The organism is Vibrio sp. 10N.261.52.C11, assembly GCF_041471405.1.
Classification (GTDB): Bacteria; Pseudomonadota; Gammaproteobacteria; order Enterobacterales; family Vibrionaceae; genus Vibrio; species Vibrio crassostreae_C.
In genome coordinates, this window is record NZ_JBFROI010000016.1 from 1 (window position 1) to 18,173 (window position 18,173).

The window sequence follows — 18,173 nt, forward strand, 5'->3', positions numbered from 1 at the left end:
GTATTTTCATACTTGCCGCTTTTACATTCATATTAGTTATTGGTTGCCGATACGCCATCTGGAAAACGAAAGCAGCCAATATAACTGGATAGTCCTATCGCTAGACGCCCCTTGGGCTAGAACAGCGTTTGTTGTCTCTTTTCAGGTACAGGTTGAACTTCACCGTAATTACGTAGCTGTTCCATCTTACGGATATCAAGCTGAAGCTCAGTAACATAGCTATCGCCCACAGGGTAGCTGCGTACCACTTCTGCACCGCGGATTACGCCATCAACCGCACCAGAAGTACGTTCCGTACCAAGGCGTTGATCTTCCAACTCTGCCCGACCACTCACTCGCATACCGTAAACTTGTTCTGCAAGTTCACGATAGGCGTCGATCTTAGAAGCTCTCATCGCACGGATACGTCTTTCTTCATCGTTACGTCCTTTCTGCTCACTGATACTCGCGTAGCCAACGGCAACTAAGTAGTCGTCTGGCCTCATGTTTTGCAGTGGCTGACAGCCAACAAGCAGTAAAGCGGCAACAACAAATATTAACTTCTTCATCTCGAACTCCTAAGGGCGAAGAATAACAGTATAAGGCTGGCTGATCGTTGGGTCAGAACGAATGATAACGCCATCTTGAGTTCGAATACTGTTTAGAGTATCTAGGTCACGACCAATACGGTCTGCAGGCAAGAAGCCTTGTGCCGTCGCCACGACAATGCGAGTTTGCATGCCAACAACACGAGCATTGACTAACACACCACCTTCTTGGCGAAGCATAGTGCCTGTCAGTACGTACTGTACGTCTTGTTCTTGAGCTAAGTCTTTCCAATCGCGGCTTAACGCAAAGTCACCTTGATGAGTCACTTGAATAGAACCTGTTGTTTTGAAATCAACAACCTTGAAGCCACGACGCTGAAACTGATGAATGAAACCTTCTGATACCGAGTTTCCTAGCCAGTTCGTTGTGTCCATGTGTTGCAGGTCAACAAACGACGTAATCGCTATCGGAGTTCTTGCTGAGATACTCGTATTCGAAATGATCAGATCTTCGGTCATACTTTCCACGAAGAAATCCATGGTATGACGAGGGCTATCCATCAACATAAACTGACTGCCTGAATATTCAGACTTGCCGTTATAGATTGGCGAATAAGCGCATGAGGTCAACAACATGACACTCATTACTACGAGCCATTTTTTCATTCTCTTATCTCCAGATAGGTTTAGTGCTCCCTGTTCCAATATGTTCTCACCATTATTCTTTTCAATGGATTACAATGTTGGAACAGTCTTTGCTTTTCATTAATGGTTCAGATTAAGAAAAACGCACTTAAGTCAGCTTCAAGCTTATAGTTATTTGTTAAGCAATATTTATACCCAACTGGTAACGAATAGATGAAAAAAATAATTTCTTACTTATTTTCAATAAGTTCACTGATAACCATAAGCTTCAGTGCTCATGCCTCTTGGTATGAAGTTACCGGTACCGCAGCCATCGTATCGTCAGAGGAAACGGCAAGGGTCCATGCTCTGGAAGACGCGGTATATAAAGCGATCCAGTTCTCAGGAGCCGACATTGGTAGCATTGCCAACCTCACGCCCTACCTCGACGCAAACAAAAAAGAGTTTCAATTTACCAATCATGAAGTGCGCTACATCTTGGTAGAAAAAGAGAAAAAACGCAGTGGCAATATAATGATCACCGCAAGGATCGATATCTATCCTTCGGCAAATGCTTGCCATGAGAGCCAATATAAGAAGACATTTTTGGTCGGCAACATCGATGTGACTTCCCCACAGCAAGCTGTAATGGGCAGAATCTATAACATCGGTGATGATTTTGGTCATGTCGTAGATCGACAGCTGGCGCAAGAGTCTCGCAGCTTTGTTTCCGTTGGCACGACCAATTACGACATCGACAAACGTCGACCTGAAGTGATCAAGATGATCGCCCAAGACACTGGCGCACAATACATCATTGGTGGCGACATTACCGATTTAACCGCGACCATCGAGTCCAAACTGTTGAAAGACGACATCATCAATCGCCAGTTTGCGTTAGAGATGCAAGTCTTCGATGGTAAAACAGGACATCAGGTTTACAACCGTAGCTATCGTGAAGTGGCAAAGTGGCCATTTGCTAAGACCAGTGAAGTCGACACCCGCAGTGCCCGTTTCTGGGCATCAACCTACGGCAGCATGATGCTGCGTGTTAGCCGTAATATTATGTTGGACTTAGAATCGGAAGTGTCATGTAAGATCACCCTTCCAGAGGTTGCAGCGGTATTTGGTAACACTGTGACCATTGATTTAGGTCGAATGCATGGCGTACAACAAGGTGACAAACTGCAACTGTGGCACACAGGTTCGTTTATCGACCAACGCGGCTTGCCACGTAATAAGGTATCTCAAAGCGATATCACACTGACCGTTTCTCGCGTTTATGAAAACGAAGCAGAACTGACGATCGACCAACCAAGCCTTGCTGGAAGCATTCAAATTGGTGATGTGATGCAGAAAATCATGTAGTTAGCGACACGCCCGCCTCACAGTTTCTAATAAAGCCTTAGCACTTTTGTTAAGGCTTTATTTTTTTTCATGGGTATTAGTTTCGGTTTTGCAGTATTTGGCGTAATCTTATTAATAACATAATCATCACTTAGCAAACTATGAGTCAGAATAATCTAATTGGTGCTACCGGTTACCGCTTTATCTCGAAAGGTAAAACCGCTTTTAAGATCCACATTCATACTCCCGAAGATACGGTGTTGCATCGGTCGGTCGGTTTTGTTCGTATGGGTGAAGACAAAGCACTGAAGAAAACCATTAAATTAAGAGATGAACTGGGCAGACAGCTATGGGGCAAATTTTGGCCCAAAGTCCTCAAAGAGCCCTACCTGATGACGCGCCTGCCTCATAGTCTAGAACCCAAAATTGTATTCAAACCAAATCCAACTCAGAGTGATCCTGAACACCGCGACGAATGCTACATCGCTAAGTGGCGCGTCTTCTCTGAGAATGGTGACTACAAGTACAAAACCAAGGTATGTTCAATCAGAAAGCACGGCCGACTTGCAGCTTATAGCCAAACCAAACGTGCGCTGCTTGATGCTCACAAAGACGTAATTGATCTACTTATATTTATGGGACGATTGAACAGCATCGACTTAAAATAGGCTTAAATCCGATTAAGCTGACCGCCCATATTTTTCAGATACAAAAACAGCCGCACATTGCGGCTGTTTTTAATTTATGACGATCCAACGTGGCAATTTAGAGTATTGCTACATACAAAATCGATTACCTAGTTTCGGCATATCTCAGCCAGTGTCGCCAATCGGCGCTTAGACTCTTTCACATAAGGGTTGGCTTGATCCCATGCGTAACCCGCCAGAATTGAGCACACCATCTGCTTAATCTTTGGATTTGGATCTTGATAGAAAATCACATCCTGCAAAGTACCTGAGTACCACCCCTCAACATACGTTCTAAAGGTGTTTACACCAACCATCAAAGGAGCGGCATAATCGCGTTCCCAATCTACCTTCTCACCGTTAAGTTGCTTTTCGACACACTCAACCGCAAACTGTGCCGACTTCATCGCAATCGTCACGCCTGACGAGAACACCGGATCCAGGAACTCGCCGGCATTGCCAAGCAACGCGTACTTATCCGTCGCCAAATGTTTTACATTGGCAGAATAGCCACCAATTTCACCCGCAGGGTTTGGATACTCGGCGCTTGCCAGTATCTCAGCCAAGCCCGGCTCTTCCGCTGCCAGCTGTTTAATTGCAGCAATCTTGTCTTCTGGATAGGACTCAAAGAACTTAGGCTCTCCTACGACACCAAACGAAGAGACACCGTTACTAAACGGGATCAACCAATACCAAACATCAGGGTTGGTTGGATGCACAGAGATAAGAATTTTATTTCGGTCATATTCAAGATCGGTATCCACCTCTGCAATATGATCGTTAATGTGCGTAAAAATAGCTTTGCGTGGAGGGAGCGATGACGGCTCTGCCAAGTTAAGCATTTTTGGTAGCACTCGACCAAAACCACTGCCATCCAGAACGTATTGCGCTTCTATCTGATAACGCTCTCCACCCAGCACTTGTACATCTAAAATGGTGCTGTCGTCGGTGAAATTAATGCCCATTAACTCATGTTGGTAATCAATGCAGACACCCTGCGCCTCAGCCGTATCTGCCAAAACCTGATCAAAGGCACCTCGCTGAACCTGAAACGTAGTTCCAGGGCCAGAAGAGAACTTGTCTTCAAAATTAAACGCCGTATAAACGCCATTTTTGCGAAAGGCAGCGCCATCTTTGTATTGGAAGTTAGCGTTGATCACTGCGTCAGTCATCCCAGCCTGTTCAATCACTTCCATACAAGCTGGTAATAGGCTTTCACCAATAGAAAAGCGAGGGAATACGCTCTTTTCAATCACTCGAACATCGATGCCTTTTTTATGAAGTAAAGACGCAGCAATAGACCCTGATGGCCCAGCTCCGATGATCACCACTTGAGTTGATAGTTTTTTCATTATTTAAGCCATGTTTGTTATTTTTATTGCGCGCCAGCTTTCAATTCTAGAAGCGTGTGACCAAGACCGATATCGTCGGTACGCGTTACCACTTCAAAGCCCGCTTCTTCAACAATCTCTAAGAAATCTTCACTGCGGTAAAAACGACTGTTGCCATTGGCCAAGCAGGTAAAGTAGAGAGACGTCGCGTTTAAGCTATAAGAAGCCGCATCGTATTTCTGTGAATCCCAAAACAGTTCAAGGATATAGACAGTCGCATCTTCTGACATATGAGAGCGAACGCGCTTTAATATGCTCAGAATCTCCATTGGCGAGAAACAATCAAGGAACTGACTCATCCACCAAACATCCGCGCCCGTTGGCAGAGTTTGCTGTTTATCGAGCATATTCGCTGGGAATGGCGTGACTCGCTCTTGATGACCATGCTTTGCCGCGTTTGCCATTGCCATTTCTAGCTGCTGTGGCAAATCAACAATCGTCACCCCAACGTCCGCATCATGGTTGCAGCATTGCATCGCCCACTTACCCGTGTTGCCGCCGATATCCACCAGCGACTTAGGTTTCTTGCTGAAGACTTTTTCAAGTAACACAGGGAACGAGCGATCCGAATAGAAGTGATCAAACTTGAACCAACTCTCTTTTGCTTTTTCTGGCAATTGAGACAAGCCTTGGTAAATGGTTTCCCAATCACCCAACTCTTTCAAGCCTGCAGGTGTGCCTTCTTCAATCGCTTCTGTTAGATGCATCATCGCGGCATAACAAACATCGGCTGTGAAATCCATGTTTGCGTTAGTCATACCATCATGCAGAAGGTAGAAACCAAGGTTAGCCATTTTGTAGTTAGGCTTTTCCCAAGTCACAATATGAGCACTTAACGCCATATCGAGCAGGACTTTCACGCCGTACTCAGAGACACCGGTCGATTCAGAGATAGACTCTGCTGGTAAACCCTCGTTGCCCGCGTCATCTAACGCTTTCAAAATGCCTAAATCACGAAGTGTACGAGCAGTATGAAAAACAATCGGAGCGAAAGACAATTTCTGCGCTTCTGTTTTTGCTTCTAATGCGTTGAATGGATCTAATTTATATTCCGACACGAAAAACCTAACTTTAAATAATAGAGAGTTACTCAGCTGCCATTTGCGCAAGCTTACGTTTAATATCAACGTTTAAGTTATTAACCCAACGGTTGTAATTACGGTGTATTTCACCATCGTCGTACTTCAAATTCTCTGATTCAACGTAAAGAATAGAGTAAAACTTATCACTATAAGGAATTTCAACCACAGCGTGGTGCGAACGAACATACAATTCAGCGCGGATCAAACCAGGCTTTATTTCTGAAACCAACCAGCCTCGATTTTCAGCAGATTCAGAAATAGCTGATTTAACCTGTTTACTTTGAAGATTCAGTGCAACTGGAGTATCCTCAACATTCATTACAGGTTGGACGCGTCCACATCCTGCAAGAACGAATATGAATAACATTGAAACTGCTATTTTTAGTAATTTCATTTAAATTCCTTATCTGTGTTTATTTATAAGCGCGCATAGTATTTAGTTAGACTCAAAGCAAATCAATACTCTATGTCAAATCAATCCCAATTAATGTCGTTTAATATTGAGAAATGGTCTGCAAATTCAGCGGGGCTCAATTCTATTGCTGAATGGCAAGCGTGGAGCACTAATTTAGATTGGCCACAAGATGGCTCAACTGAATTTAAAGCTATTCCTCCAATGATGCGCCGCCGAATGAGTGTGCAAAGCAAACTTGCTGTCCAAACCGCGTTAACCCTATTAAAAGACACCTCGATTGATTATCTGGTCTTTGCTAGCCGACATGGTGAGTTGCATCGAACCGCCACTTTGATTCAGTCGATATTAGAAGGTGACGATGCCTCACCAATGGCGTTCTCGCAGTCGGTACATAATACCGCAGCTGGTCTAACCACTATTGCCGCCAAAGCACCGATTCCACTGACTTCAATAGCCGCAGGGCAAGATACTTTCCATAACGCTCTGATCGAAGCTTATCTTTACCTTCATCAATATCCGTCGCATCGAGTGTTAGTTATCGATTTCGACCAACCTCTGCCCGAGCTCTACCAAGAGTACGAAACACAGAACTTTGCTGATTATGCGCTGGGCTTAGTGCTCACCGCTGGCAGTGAATACTCTATTACTAGGACAGTAGAGACCAACCAAGCACCTTCCGTGTTACCACAAGGGTTACAAACGCTCCAACATATCTTATTAGGTACAAATAGGTGGGCTATTGCTGGCAAGCACCAAACTTGGTCTTGGGTAAATAACACCGAGACAGGTACAGCGTAATGAGCAGAGTAGACCAGTATTGGCGAGTATTCGCGACAGGCCTCTGCTTTACCATCTTTGGTTTGGGTGGCTTAGTATTGAGCTTCTTAATCTTACCGACTATCGCGCTCACCAATCCCAATACCATTAAAAGAGAGCTTAAAGCACAGCGATTAATCCGTTTCTCATTCAATGCGTTTTGCCAGATCATGAAGTTCACCGGAGCAATCGATTACCGAATTGATGGTGCAGAACTACTGCGTAACGACCGTAACTGCATTATCGTCGCCAACCACCCAAGTTTGATTGACTATGTGCTGATCGCCTCTCAACTTCCTCAATGTGATTGCCTCGTCAAAGCGGCCATTTGGGAAAACCCTTTTATGAAAAGGATTGTCAAAGCGGCAGGTTATATACCGAACCAAGCCCCTGACGATCTTTTAGAGCGCTGTGAAGAACGCTTCTCACGTGGCAATGTCATGCTGATTTTTCCCGAAGGAACTCGCACAACGCCAGGAATTGAACCATCCTTACAGCGTGGGGCGGCACAAATCGCGACTCGAACACAAACCGATTTACGCGTGATTCATATTACGGTTTCTCCGACATTCTTAACGAAAGAGAAAAAATGGTATCAAGTTCCTGCGTCGAAGCCCTTTTTTCATGTCGCGGTGAAAGGTAAAATAGAAGTCGAACCATTTATTGAAGGCTCAAATAATTTAACTTCGGCAGCAAGGCGCCTTAATCATCATCTTGCACAAACAATTTTCCCTTCCGAAGAAAACATTTAGCGTATCAATAACATAACAGGCGATATCGGCATTTCGAAAATACCTCATATAATGTAGAATCGCCCCCTTAAAGCAGCATTCAGATAAAGCATTAAGTAGGCCAAAGTGGAAACATTACACAACGAACTGAAACAACTGATCATCGACGCATTGAACCTTGAAGACATGAGCATTGATGAGATTGAAACGGAAGCTCCACTATTTGGTGATGGACTTGGACTAGACTCTATCGATGCCCTTGAGCTTGGCCTTGCTATCAAGAAAAAGTACAACATTGTTATCGATGCAGATGATTCAAACACTCGACAGCACTTTGCGTCAGTTGAAAATCTAGCGAACTACATCTCTTCTCAAACGAATAACTAGACAGATCTTTATGACACAAGCTAACCAACAAGAAGTATACAACCAGGTTAAAGATGCGCTTATTGAGCTGTTCGAGCTTGACGCTGAAGATATCACCCCTGAAGCTCATCTCTATCTTGATCTAGACCTAGACAGCATTGATGCCGTTGATTTGGTCGTTCACCTACAGAACGTCACAGGTAAGAAGATAAAACCTGAAGAGTTCAAAGCAGTGCGCACCGTTAATGACGTTGTCGAATCTGTGGTTGAACTATTGAAGGACGCCTAATGCGTCCTCTGCTGACTTTACTGTCGGCAATTATACTTTTCACTTATCCAATAGCGGTTTACTTTGGACTCAACAAGTTTGGCTTACAAACCGTTGGTATTGCCTTAGCCGCTATCTTTGCTGTACGCATTTTCACCGGCGGTCAGGCTAAAATCAAAGAGCTAAAACACCTAGCTTGGATCAGTGGAAGTGCCGGTATTGTTCTGCTGGCTTTAGGCTTAGCCTTTAAGCAACACGGCTGGCTAACCTATTATCCCGTTATCGTTAATGTTTGTATGCTGGTTGTATTCGCTTCGAGCCTATGGCAACCACAAACGATTATCGAACGTCTTGCTCGCCTTCAAGAGCCTGAACTTCCGCAAAGTGGCGTTGATTACACACGAAAAGTCACCAAAGTGTGGTGCTTGTTCTTTGTTATCAATGGCTCTATTGCCCTTTACACCTGCTTCCAACCGCTAGAAGTATGGACCCTATACAATGGCTTACTCAGCTATCTGTTTGCAGGGTTACTCTTTGCAGGAGAGTGGGTAGTAAGACAGCGCATTCGTCAGAGTTAAATTGTTATGACCCAAACCGTATCTTACACCTCGTTGTCTGAGCTTCTTAGCCAGGACAGAGCCCCTGAATCTATTGTCTGCTTTGACGACAATAGCGAGATTACGTGGCAAACATTTAACGACGACTTATCTCAACTCGTACAATTTTTGTCTTTATCCCCTTTTCAACGAATCGCGATTTGTACCCAAGACAGCTACCTATTTGCGGTGGCCTTTTTGGCATGTACAGCAGCCAACAAACACATCATCTTACCGGGCAACTACCAGCCATGTGCGCTTGCTGAGTTAAGTAAGCAGTTTGATTGCCTGCTAGTTGATAACTCGATTGGCGAAGTTGAGGTGAATGACGTTCGTAATATCCAAACCTTATTGGATTCAAACACTGAAGCACAAAAACCTCTAACCGAGAATCTTACGACCATTGATTTGGCAACAGTCCCATTAACTCTGTTCACTTCAGGTTCAAGTGGCACGCCAAAAGCGATAGATAAAACGTTAGAGCACCTCGATATTGAGACCGCTCAGTTACACAAGAACTGGGGTGAGTTACTCAAGGGAAACCAAATCCAAAGCACAGTTTCTCATCAACATATCTATGGTTTGCTGTTTAGAATCTTATGGCCACTATGCTCCGGTGTTCCATTTGCTCGACACAACCTTGAATACCCAGAACAGATCTTATCTCACGCAAATCAAAACTGTGTACTAATCAGTAGCCCAGCGCTACTTAAACGATTAAAGCATGAGACCAACAAGGTACAACTTGCAGGAATCTTCTCTTCGGGTGGTCCATTGCCTACCGAGTCGGCTCACCAGTCACGAGATCTGCTTGGTCATTTACCGATTGAAGTCTTTGGTAGCACAGAAACCGGTGGCATCGCATTTCGTCAGCAAGAGAGCGCTCAAACGCCTTGGCAGCTTTTTGCCTGTATTGAGGCTAGTCTCAACAGTGAGAATTGCATTAAGTTATTGTCGCCGTACATCGATAAGAATAACTGGTATCAAACCTCTGATGAGTGCGAGATGGTCTCGGAGAATCAATTCATATTGAAGGGCCGAACGGACCGAGTGATCAAGATAGAAGAAAAGCGAGTATCACTGGTTGAAGTGGAAAAGCGACTGGAGCAACTGCCTTGGATAAGTGAGTGCGTGGTTATTCCATTTGAGGAGCCTGAGCGATTAATATTAGCCTCTGTTTTGGTATTATCAGATGAAGGCCAAGCCGCTCTATCGACCATGAGCAAAGGTAAATTCTGGTTGATGCTGCGTACAGAACTCAGAAAGTGGTTAGAGCCAATCGCAATCCCGAGAAAATACCGTGTTGTCGATGAGATCCCCCTCAACAGCCAAGGTAAGCGATTAACATCTCACATAGAACAGCTAATAAAATCATAGAAACCGCTGATCGTATTTTACACTGAGATTATCTTTTTATATTTTTGTCAAAGAACCAATATTTGCCCAAGGATTCTAAGCACGCCCTATGGATAAAAGAAAACCAAACATCATTGCTGTAGACACGGTAGAAAATGAATCGACCCTGACACTTCATGTTAGCGGAGATATCACCGACTTTAATGGGCACTTCAAGAGCTTCCCTATTCTACCTGGCGTCACGCAAATTGATTGGGCACTTCACTACGCAGTCCAAGAGTTAGGCGTTCCTGGTTTCTTTAAAGGAATGGAAGTCATTAAGTTCCAAGAGCCTATCCTGCCTGACGCTACAATCCAGCTATCACTCAAATGGGATGCTGACAAAGACAAGCTGAGCTTTAGTTACACATCAAACAACGGTGAACAGACCCACTCTTCAGGCAAAATGAAGCTGGGAGAAAAAAGTGAATAGCGCTCCCGTCGAGGCTACTTCTCAACACCACACAAAAGAAAGCAGCTACAAGGCTTGCTTCCTTATCCCGTGCTTTAACCATGGCGCAACCATGCCGGCTGTGGTGTCGTCACTTCATCATTTTGAGTTACCGATCATCATCGTTGACGATGGCAGTGAACTCACAACAAAACAGTTTCTGTCTCCCCTAGCAGAGAATTCAAACGTAACCTTGGTGACGCTTGAACAGAACCAAGGTAAAGGCGGCGCAGTAAAAGCCGGAATCAAAAAAGCGCAGCAACTAGGCTTTAGCCACGCTATTCAGATAGATGCTGATGGGCAACACGACCTGGAAGCCTTGCCAACATTGATTGAGGCCTCACAAGCTAAGCCACAACGTCTGATATCAGGCCAGCCTATCTACGACGACAGCGTACCCAAAGCAAGGCTCTATGGGCGCTACGCGACACATATCTGGGTATGGATAGAAACCCTTTCTTTATCAATTAAAGACAGCATGTGTGGCTTTAGAGCGTATCCTATCAACCAAACTCAAACTGTGTTGAATAAGTACGATGTTGGTTCGAGAATGGACTTCGATATCGAGATTTTGGTTCGCCTGTATTGGGAAGGTTGCGACATAGACTTCGTTGAAACGCGCGTTATCTATCCTGAGAACGGCATCTCTCATTTCGATGCGTTGTGGGATAACGTCAAAATCAGTTGGATGCATACACGTCTATTCTTCAGCATGCTGCCAAGAGCACCAAAACTGATTGCTCGCCATTTCAAATCCGATTCAGCTGATAATAACCCAAATTTATCGACTGATTCAGAGCCGCAAGCTTCTGAACAACCACACTGGTCCCGCACTCAAGAACGCGGCACAGTATTAGGCATTAAGCTGTTATTAGCCATTTATACCTTGTTAGGTCGCGGTGTGTTCAACCTCATTCTGCGTGGTGTGATGCGTTACTACCACTTGACGGGCCAGCGTGCGCGAAACGCTTCCGAACAATATCTATTCCAATTAAAAGCCTATGCGGAACAGCAAAATATTGAGCTCCCCGGAGAACTAACCAGTTACAACCATCTGCTTTCATTTGGCCATACGATGCTCGACAAGCTCGCGGCATGGAAAGGTGATTTCTCGGCAGATAACCTGACTATTCATGGCCAAGACCAGTTCGAGAGCATGGTGGCAAATAAGCAAGGTGTGCTAATCCTTGGATCTCACCTTGGCAATATTGAGCTGTGCCGAGCTTTAGGTCGCAGACACTCGAACATCAAAATCAACGCCCTGGTTTTTACAGAACACGCCGAACGTTTTAATTCCGTGATGAAAGCGGTTAACCCGCAGTCTGATTTAAATCTGATTCAGGTGACATCGATGGGGCCTGATACCGCTATAGTGTTACAACAGAAACTAGAGCAAGGCGAATGGATCGTGATTGTTGGCGATCGAACTTCCACCAGCAAAGAGAGCCGCTCAGTATGGGCTGAGTTCTTAGGTAAGGAAGCTCCATTCCCTCAAGGTCCATTTATGTTAGCCTCTGTTCTCAAAGCACCAGTATTTCTATTATTTGGGCTACGTGATGACTCACAATCTAAGCCGCATTTTAATGTCTATTTCGAGCATTTTAGCGACAAGATAGAACTACCCAGAAAAACTCGCGAACAATCTTTACAGCAAGTCGTGCAAAAATACGCAGACCGACTTGAGCACTACACACTGAAAGCACCGCTTCAGTGGTACAACTTTTTTAATTTTTGGACATTGAGCAAGCACCATGACGAAAAAGAATCCAAATAGCATCACCTTTGGTGCCGAACGCCTCACAATTGAGGATGTTGTCGCTATCTCACAAGGCGCAAAAGCCTCGATGAACTCAAGTGAAGCATTCACATCAAAAATCGACCGTGGTGTCGCTTTTTTAGAACGCCTATTGAAAGAAGAAGGCGTGATCTATGGTGTGACAACGGGCTACGGTGACTCATGTACCGTTGCGATTCCACCAAACCTTGTTGATGAATTGCCACTGCATTTAACACGTTTTCACGGCTGTGGTTTAGGTGAAATACTGTCTCACGAACAATCTCGTGCAGTATTAGCAACGCGCCTTTGTTCATTGTCACAAGGTGTATCTGGGGTGACTCACGATTTGCTCAACCAGATCGTTACTCTGATCAACCAAGATATCTCACCACGTATTCCTCAAGAAGGATCGGTGGGTGCCAGTGGCGATTTAACGCCGCTGTCTTATCTGGCAGCTGCACTGATTGGTGAGCGCGATGTCATCTACAAAGGTGAAGTTCGCCCTACTAGTGACGTTTACAAAGAGCTAGGGATTAACCCTATCAAGCTTAAGCCAAAAGAAGGCTTAGCATTGATGAATGGCACGTCAGTAATGACGGCTTTGGCTTGTATCGCCTACAAACGTGCAGAATACCTAGCTCAGCTGTCGACTAAGATCACGGCAATGGTGTCTGTGGGTATGCAAGGCAACGACTTCCACTTCGATGAAGCCTTGTTCGCAGTGAAACCTCATCCGGGTCAACAACAAGTTGCTGCATGGCTGCGTGATGACTTACAAGCGGATCGCCCACCACGCAACAGTGACCGCCTACAAGATCGTTACTCTCTACGTTGTGCTCCACATGTTATTGGTGTGGTTCAAGACTCTCTACCTTGGCTACGCCAAATGATTGAGAACGAGTTAAACAGCGCTAACGATAACCCAATTATCGATGGCGACAATGAACGCGTTTTGCACGGTGGACACTTCTACGGCGGCCATATTGCCATGGCGATGGATACGTTAAAAACAGCAGTAGCCAACCTTGCGGATCTGCTTGATCGCCAAATGGCACAGTTGATGGATTACAAGTTCAACAACGGACTGCCATTTAACCTAACAGGCGCAGAAGGCGAACGTAAGCCAATCAACCACGGCTTTAAAGCAGTACAGATTGGCGTTTCAGCTTGGACGGCAGAAGCACTAAAACACACCATGCCAGCAAGCGTGTTCTCTCGTTCTACTGAATGTCACAACCAAGATAAAGTCAGCATGGGTACCATTGCGGCTCGTGATTGCTTACGTGTTCTTGAATTGACTGAACAAGTAGCGGCAGCATCACTTCTAGCGGGTACACAAGCGCTTGAACTTCGTAAGCGTCACAGCGAGCTTGATGAGCACCACATGAGTGAGAACCTCAAGCACATTCGCGACGAAGTGCTTAAGGAGTTTGAATTTATCGTAGAAGATCGACCACTTGAAGGCGATCTACGCCACTTCATTGCTCGTATTCAAAGTCAGCACTGGTCACTTTACTCATAAAGTAGCCAACCCTTTACGCAATATTGTTGAGAGCGATTTATGTCTGAAATCCTTCACCCATTACAATCTGAGGTGACGCTTATCACCTCATTCCAAGATGCCGACCCAATGGGCGTGATCTATCACGGCAACTACTTCCGATTCTTTGAAGAAGTTAGGCGCATCATGATGGATAAGATTGAGTACAACTACCATGAGATGAAGGATTCTGGCTACATGTGGCCTATCATCGATACCCGCGTGAAATACATTAAGGCGATACCGTTTAATCACAAGATTAAGGTAACTGCGAAACTCACCGAGTGGGAAAATCGCCTGCGCGTCGATTATGAAATTCATGATGCTCTAACCGGTGCTCGAATGACACGTGCTCACACCATGCAGGTTGCCGTCACCATCGAAGAACAAGAGATGTGCTTTGCCTCACCCAAAGTGTTTACTGACAAAGTCGAACACTGGCACCAATTTGGTTGCTTACCTCTAGCAACTGAACATCAAACACAAACCTCTAACCCACAGCAGGTGAACCATGAATCTGTTTAAACGCAGTCGCAAATACATCAATATCGCGCTAATTGGACTTACTGCGATGATGGCAAGCGGCCTTGTAAGCGCCAAAGAAAACTCTGCTGCTGTCAATTCTATTTCAGAGCTGCAGACGGTGCTCAGCGAAAATAGTATTGTGCGTGGTGAGTTCACTCAAACACGCAATATGGAGATGTTCGCCCAGCCTTTAACGTCACAAGGTACATTTCTGTTAGACAAATCAAGTGGCTTACTCTGGACACAAACCACTCCGTTTCCCGTGAACTTAGTGCTCACCGATAACAAACTGAGCCAAAGGTTTGCCGATCAACCCGCAAAAATCATCACCGACAAAGAAAATCCAATGGCGTTTTATTTCAGCCATATCTTCTTGTCAGTGTTTCATGGGGACACGCAAAAACTTCAGGAACAGTTCGCACTCAATTTTGAGCCCGCAACTAACACCAGCTCTGATGAAAATGTACAAGCATGGACACTGACTCTAAAGCCCAAAAATGCACCGATGAATGCGGTGTTTGAGGCTATCACGCTGCAAGGCAACAGCGATATTGAACGTATTGAGTTGAAAGAGATTCGTGGAGATAGCACAGTGATCGAATTCAGTCAGTTAAGCCATCTACCGGAAGTATTATCAGATGCTGAAGCGAAACAATTCCAACTCTAGTCTTGCCCTTGTTTGGCTTGTTGTTGTAATGCTGTTTAGCGGGTTGTTGACCAAACAATTCGCTTTTTCTTCGTCGGTACCGATTGAAAGCAACATTCTAAAGTTACTGCCCGAAAACCAGCAAGACCCAATGGTAGAGCAAGCCTTTCAGCAGATATCCAGCTCAATGAGCGAGCAAGTGGTGTTTATCATCAGCGCCCCCGACATCGAACAAGCCATGGTTGCGACCGACGCTTTTGAAAAAGCTCTCAACCAAAGGGCCTTTTCAAGTCAGCCAACTCTGTTTCAGCAAGTTCAAGGCAAAATCAGCGCCAGCACCCAAAGCCAATGGAGCGATTTCTACTTTCGTCACCGAGCTCAACTGCTGACCCAACAACAAAAAGAGACGCTGACCCACTCTCCTGATTCGCGAGCTCAATACGTCATTCAGTCTCTGTACAATCCGTTCTCAGGCGTCACTGCAGCCGAACTGTCGATGGACCCATTTCTACTATTTCGCGACTACATCAGCGCAGTTGGCGTTCAATCAAGTAACTTTGTTCTGAAAGAGGGATACCTCACCGCTAAATCTAATGAGCAAACTCATATTTTGGTCACGGCGACTCTGGCGGGTTCACCTTATAGCTTGGCCATTCAAGAGCAACTTCCCGATCTTGATTCAATTGAGCGCGAAGTCGAAAAACAATTTAACGTCAAAGTGCAGCATACTGGTGTGGTGTTCTACGCCAATTACGGTACCGAAAGTGCGAAATCAGAAATCAGTACCATTGGCTTGGGCTCATTGGCCGGTGTTATTTTATTAGTGTGGCTGACATTTCGTAGTGCGCTACCACTTGCCTTATCTTTGCTCTCAATCAGTACTGGATTATTGGTTGCGCTGGCAAGCACCGTCGCTATCTTCGGCAAGGTTCATCTGTTTAGTTTGGTGTTCGGTGCCAGCTTGATTGGCGTATCCATCGATTACTCCTTTCACTACCTGACCGACCGCTTGGCAGCTGGAAGTAAATGGCAAAGTGACAAAGGCTTGAAGCACATTATCATTGCGATCACCTTGGGCCTGATCACCAGCTTGATTGGCTACTTAGGTTTGTTGGTCGCGCCTTTCCCGGGATTGCAGCAACTTGCTCTGTTTTCGTCGATTGGACTGATCGCGGCTTACGCCAGTGTGGTGTGTTGGTATCCGTTTTTAGCGGCAAAACCAAGCCAAGAACGCCCTCTTCCCCTGTCGAAACTTTGGCAGACTTGGTTAAGCCTCTGGAGCAACCAAAAATTTAGAATTGGCCTTCCGTTAGCTGTGACTGTCTTGAGCCTGATATCACTCAGTCAAATTCGCTACGACGACGATATTCGCCAACTTCAGGCGATGCCAGAGCAACTCAAACAGCAAGAGCAAGCCATTACTGAAATCTCAGGATTGGGCAGTGAGCAAAATATGCTGTTGGTGACTGCCAACAGCGACCAGAAGCTACTCAAAAAACTGGCAGAAATCACCACAAGCTTAGATTCTCTAGTCGATAGCCAAGCTATCTCTGGGTATCGCAGCATCAATCAACAGTTGCTAAGCGAACAAGAACAACATGATAACTATCAGTTAGTTGAACAGCTCTATGGTCAACAAAGCCATATATTACAAAACACGCTAGGTTGGTCTACTTTTCCACAACTACCAAAATTCGCACCCATCACGGTATCTGGATTTTTGGAGTCACCGGTGTCAGAACCTGTTCGACCACTTTGGTTAAAGCCGATCGACGGACAAGCGGCGTCAGTCATTTTGATCAAAGACGTCACAAATTCAGAACTGTTCTCTCAATGGCTCGATTCAAACTTTGCGCAGCAACAAGGTGTTAAATACCTCAATAAAGCCGATGAAATCTCTGCTCTCTTTGCGGAATACAGAGTCAAAATCACAGAGTTATTATTGATAGCGTTAGCCGCTATTGGAATGGTTTTAGGTTGGCGTTACGGTGTGAAGCAAAGCCTATTAATGCTGTTGCCTTCATTAATTGCAGGAGTGGCGGGATTAGCGGTCACGGGTATTTTAGGTTCCACGTTGAACCTGTTTAATCTGCTGGGCTTGATTCTGATTTTAGGGATTGGCATCGACTACACCTTGTTCTTTGCTGAGCAGAAGAAATCACTAAGCACCTTATTAGCGATTACCTTGTCTGGCCTCACGACGCTACTCTCATTTGGCTTATTATCGTTGAGTCAGACTCATGCCATTCATAGCTTTGGGGTAACGGTTCTGACCGGGATCTTTGTCGCGTGGCTACTTTCTCCGCTCGCGATCAACAGTAGTAAAAGCGTAGAACGCCCAACCTCTCGAGAGGCTTTTAGATGATCAAGACATTAAAGGTAACCTTCGCCACACTAGTGGGTATTCTACTCACTGCCTGCTCGATGGTTTCTCAGCAGCCAAGTGGTGCGAGCGTGTCTATCGATCAAGACACCGATCTAGCACTACCACTGCCAGCTGAACTGGGATACTCATTAACAGCCAGTCAGTTGATTAGCGCTACGTGGGAAAATGATACACAGCAGCTTCCGGTTCAAGTCGAAGTCACACCAGGTAAAGTGGTTTTGGCGGGGTTCTCCTCTTGGGGTACTCGCATTCTATCGCTGCAATACCAGAATCAAGTAATTGATACGCAGGTTTTGTCTGGGCTTGGCGCAACTTTGCCACAACCTGAACAGGTGCTATTTAATTTAATGCTTACCTTATGGCCGGCTGAAGCATGGGCTCAGCCTTTACAAAGCATAGGTTGGCACCTAGTCGATACCGACAAAACAAGAACCGTATTTGATGAAAACCAACAGGCAATCATTCAAATTGATTACCAAACAGATCCTGGTACACACAAAACGGCAGGCGACATTGTTTTCAAACATTTGACCCTGGGCTACAACATCACCATACAAACGTTGAACTCAACGATTGTCGACAATCCAAGTAAGAGTTGAACACT

Annotated in this window: 20 protein-coding genes; 15 read left to right on the top strand and 5 right to left on the bottom strand. The window is 45.2% G+C overall.

What is annotated here, in order from left to right:
• Positions 1-116: 116 nt before the first annotated feature.
• On the bottom strand, positions 117-548 hold the full coding sequence (flgP, locus tag AB4323_RS06560; RefSeq protein WP_017062265.1) for a flagellar assembly lipoprotein FlgP: 432 nt from the start codon (positions 546-548) through the stop codon (positions 117-119).
• A gap of 9 nt (positions 549-557) precedes the next feature.
• Positions 558-1,193: a FlgO family outer membrane protein gene (locus AB4323_RS06565; RefSeq protein ID WP_017064137.1), complete on the bottom strand. Its 636-nt coding sequence runs from the start codon at positions 1,191-1,193 to the stop codon at positions 558-560.
• A 192-nt stretch (positions 1,194-1,385) separates the two neighbouring features.
• Between AB4323_RS06565 and AB4323_RS06570 the strand changes: the two genes are divergently transcribed.
• On the top strand, positions 1,386-2,519 hold the full coding sequence (locus AB4323_RS06570; RefSeq protein ID WP_017062267.1) for a flagellar assembly protein FlgT: 1,134 nt from the start codon (positions 1,386-1,388) through the stop codon (positions 2,517-2,519).
• Positions 2,520-2,659: 140 nt separating this feature from the next.
• Positions 2,660-3,166: a hypothetical protein gene (locus tag AB4323_RS06575; protein ID WP_017062268.1), complete on the top strand. Its 507-nt coding sequence runs from the start codon at positions 2,660-2,662 to the stop codon at positions 3,164-3,166.
• A 128-nt stretch (positions 3,167-3,294) separates the two neighbouring features.
• Here AB4323_RS06575 and AB4323_RS06580 read toward each other — a convergent pair whose 3' ends face one another.
• Genes AB4323_RS06580 through AB4323_RS06590 form a run of 3 tightly spaced genes read right to left on the bottom strand, consistent with a single transcriptional unit; the run spans position 3,295 to position 6,051 of the window.
• A complete protein-coding gene (locus AB4323_RS06580; protein ID WP_372113041.1) occupies positions 3,295-4,536 on the bottom strand; it encodes an NAD(P)/FAD-dependent oxidoreductase in 1,242 nt (413 codons plus the stop codon).
• Between the two features lie 23 nt (positions 4,537-4,559).
• Positions 4,560-5,633 carry a methyltransferase gene (locus AB4323_RS06585; protein WP_372151967.1) on the bottom strand — a complete coding sequence of 358 codons (1,074 nt, stop codon included), beginning with the start codon at positions 5,631-5,633 and terminating at the stop codon, positions 4,560-4,562.
• A gap of 28 nt (positions 5,634-5,661) precedes the next feature.
• Positions 5,662-6,051: a hypothetical protein gene (locus AB4323_RS06590; RefSeq protein ID WP_017062271.1), complete on the bottom strand. Its 390-nt coding sequence runs from the start codon at positions 6,049-6,051 to the stop codon at positions 5,662-5,664.
• A gap of 72 nt (positions 6,052-6,123) precedes the next feature.
• On the opposite strand from AB4323_RS06590, the gene AB4323_RS06595 reads away from it, so the two are divergent.
• The 13 genes from AB4323_RS06595 (at position 6,124) to AB4323_RS06655 (ending at position 18,168) form a co-directional block, all read left to right on the top strand.
• Positions 6,124-6,870, top strand: a complete 747-nt coding sequence (locus AB4323_RS06595; protein WP_170963074.1) for a beta-ketoacyl synthase chain length factor — start codon at positions 6,124-6,126, stop codon at positions 6,868-6,870.
• Complete coding sequence (locus AB4323_RS06600) at positions 6,870-7,640, top strand: 1-acyl-sn-glycerol-3-phosphate acyltransferase (RefSeq protein WP_017062273.1); 771 nt, start codon at positions 6,870-6,872, stop codon at positions 7,638-7,640. The genes AB4323_RS06595 and AB4323_RS06600 overlap by 1 nt, the downstream gene beginning before the upstream one ends.
• Before the next feature lie 105 nt (positions 7,641-7,745).
• Positions 7,746-8,006, top strand: a complete 261-nt coding sequence (locus AB4323_RS06605) for a phosphopantetheine-binding protein (protein ID WP_004736154.1) — start codon at positions 7,746-7,748, stop codon at positions 8,004-8,006.
• 10 nt (positions 8,007-8,016) lie between these two features.
• Positions 8,017-8,274: an acyl carrier protein gene (locus AB4323_RS06610; protein ID WP_004739745.1), complete on the top strand. Its 258-nt coding sequence runs from the start codon at positions 8,017-8,019 to the stop codon at positions 8,272-8,274.
• A complete protein-coding gene (locus AB4323_RS06615; RefSeq protein WP_017062274.1) occupies positions 8,274-8,831 on the top strand; it encodes a septation protein IspZ in 558 nt (185 codons plus the stop codon). The genes AB4323_RS06610 and AB4323_RS06615 overlap by 1 nt, the downstream gene beginning before the upstream one ends.
• 6 nt (positions 8,832-8,837) lie before the next feature.
• Positions 8,838-10,226 (top strand): AMP-binding protein, encoded by a 1,389-nt coding sequence (locus tag AB4323_RS06620; RefSeq protein WP_017062275.1) that lies wholly within the window; start codon positions 8,838-8,840, stop codon positions 10,224-10,226.
• 88 nt (positions 10,227-10,314) lie between these two features.
• Positions 10,315-10,677 (top strand): 3-hydroxyacyl-ACP dehydratase, encoded by a 363-nt coding sequence (locus AB4323_RS06625; RefSeq protein ID WP_017062276.1) that lies wholly within the window; start codon positions 10,315-10,317, stop codon positions 10,675-10,677.
• Positions 10,670-12,469: a glycosyltransferase gene (locus AB4323_RS06630; RefSeq protein WP_372151969.1), complete on the top strand. Its 1,800-nt coding sequence runs from the start codon at positions 10,670-10,672 to the stop codon at positions 12,467-12,469. The genes AB4323_RS06625 and AB4323_RS06630 overlap by 8 nt, the downstream gene beginning before the upstream one ends.
• Positions 12,447-13,994, top strand: a complete 1,548-nt coding sequence (gene hutH, locus AB4323_RS06635) for a histidine ammonia-lyase (protein WP_102483203.1) — start codon at positions 12,447-12,449, stop codon at positions 13,992-13,994. Before AB4323_RS06630 ends, hutH begins: the two co-directional genes overlap by 23 nt.
• A 39-nt stretch (positions 13,995-14,033) precedes the next feature.
• The gene (locus AB4323_RS06640) at positions 14,034-14,537 is read left to right on the top strand and encodes a thioesterase family protein (RefSeq protein WP_017062279.1); all 504 of its coding nucleotides are present in this window, start codon (positions 14,034-14,036) and stop codon (positions 14,535-14,537) included.
• Entirely contained in the window at positions 14,524-15,204 is a 681-nt protein-coding gene (locus AB4323_RS06645) for an outer membrane lipoprotein carrier protein LolA (protein ID WP_017064143.1), read from the top strand. The genes AB4323_RS06640 and AB4323_RS06645 overlap by 14 nt, the downstream gene beginning before the upstream one ends.
• The gene (locus AB4323_RS06650; protein ID WP_372151972.1) at positions 15,176-17,548 is read left to right on the top strand and encodes an MMPL family transporter; all 2,373 of its coding nucleotides are present in this window, start codon (positions 15,176-15,178) and stop codon (positions 17,546-17,548) included. The genes AB4323_RS06645 and AB4323_RS06650 overlap by 29 nt, the downstream gene beginning before the upstream one ends.
• Positions 17,545-18,168 carry a DUF3261 domain-containing protein gene (locus AB4323_RS06655; RefSeq protein WP_372151973.1) on the top strand — a complete coding sequence of 208 codons (624 nt, stop codon included), beginning with the start codon at positions 17,545-17,547 and terminating at the stop codon, positions 18,166-18,168. Before AB4323_RS06650 ends, AB4323_RS06655 begins: the two co-directional genes overlap by 4 nt.
• The last annotated feature ends 5 nt before the right edge of the window (positions 18,169-18,173 follow it).

What these genes read in the sequence shown, in the direction of transcription:
- flgP (WP_017062265.1), bottom strand. Translation starts at nt 548, where the DNA reads ATGAAGAAGTTAATATTTGTTGTTGCCGCTTTACTGCTTGTTGGCTGT.
- AB4323_RS06565 (WP_017064137.1), bottom strand. Translation starts at nt 1,193, where the DNA reads ATGAAAAAATGGCTCGTAGTAATGAGTGTCATGTTGTTGACCTCATGC.
- AB4323_RS06570 (WP_017062267.1), top strand. Translation starts at nt 1,386, where the DNA reads ATGAAAAAAATAATTTCTTACTTATTTTCAATAAGTTCACTGATAACC.
- AB4323_RS06575 (WP_017062268.1), top strand. Translation starts at nt 2,660, where the DNA reads ATGAGTCAGAATAATCTAATTGGTGCTACCGGTTACCGCTTTATCTCG.
- AB4323_RS06580 (WP_372113041.1), bottom strand. Translation starts at nt 4,536, where the DNA reads ATGAAAAAACTATCAACTCAAGTGGTGATCATCGGAGCTGGGCCATCA.
- AB4323_RS06590 (WP_017062271.1), bottom strand. Translation starts at nt 6,051, where the DNA reads ATGAAATTACTAAAAATAGCAGTTTCAATGTTATTCATATTCGTTCTT.
- AB4323_RS06595 (WP_170963074.1), top strand. Translation starts at nt 6,124, where the DNA reads ATGTCAAATCAATCCCAATTAATGTCGTTTAATATTGAGAAATGGTCT.
- AB4323_RS06600 (WP_017062273.1), top strand. Translation starts at nt 6,870, where the DNA reads ATGAGCAGAGTAGACCAGTATTGGCGAGTATTCGCGACAGGCCTCTGC.
- AB4323_RS06610 (WP_004739745.1), top strand. Translation starts at nt 8,017, where the DNA reads ATGACACAAGCTAACCAACAAGAAGTATACAACCAGGTTAAAGATGCG.
- AB4323_RS06615 (WP_017062274.1), top strand. Translation starts at nt 8,274, where the DNA reads ATGCGTCCTCTGCTGACTTTACTGTCGGCAATTATACTTTTCACTTAT.
- AB4323_RS06620 (WP_017062275.1), top strand. Translation starts at nt 8,838, where the DNA reads ATGACCCAAACCGTATCTTACACCTCGTTGTCTGAGCTTCTTAGCCAG.
- AB4323_RS06625 (WP_017062276.1), top strand. Translation starts at nt 10,315, where the DNA reads ATGGATAAAAGAAAACCAAACATCATTGCTGTAGACACGGTAGAAAAT.
- hutH (WP_102483203.1), top strand. Translation starts at nt 12,447, where the DNA reads ATGACGAAAAAGAATCCAAATAGCATCACCTTTGGTGCCGAACGCCTC.
- AB4323_RS06640 (WP_017062279.1), top strand. Translation starts at nt 14,034, where the DNA reads ATGTCTGAAATCCTTCACCCATTACAATCTGAGGTGACGCTTATCACC.
- AB4323_RS06645 (WP_017064143.1), top strand. Translation starts at nt 14,524, where the DNA reads ATGAATCTGTTTAAACGCAGTCGCAAATACATCAATATCGCGCTAATT.
- AB4323_RS06650 (WP_372151972.1), top strand. Translation starts at nt 15,176, where the DNA reads ATGCTGAAGCGAAACAATTCCAACTCTAGTCTTGCCCTTGTTTGGCTT.
- AB4323_RS06655 (WP_372151973.1), top strand. Translation starts at nt 17,545, where the DNA reads ATGATCAAGACATTAAAGGTAACCTTCGCCACACTAGTGGGTATTCTA.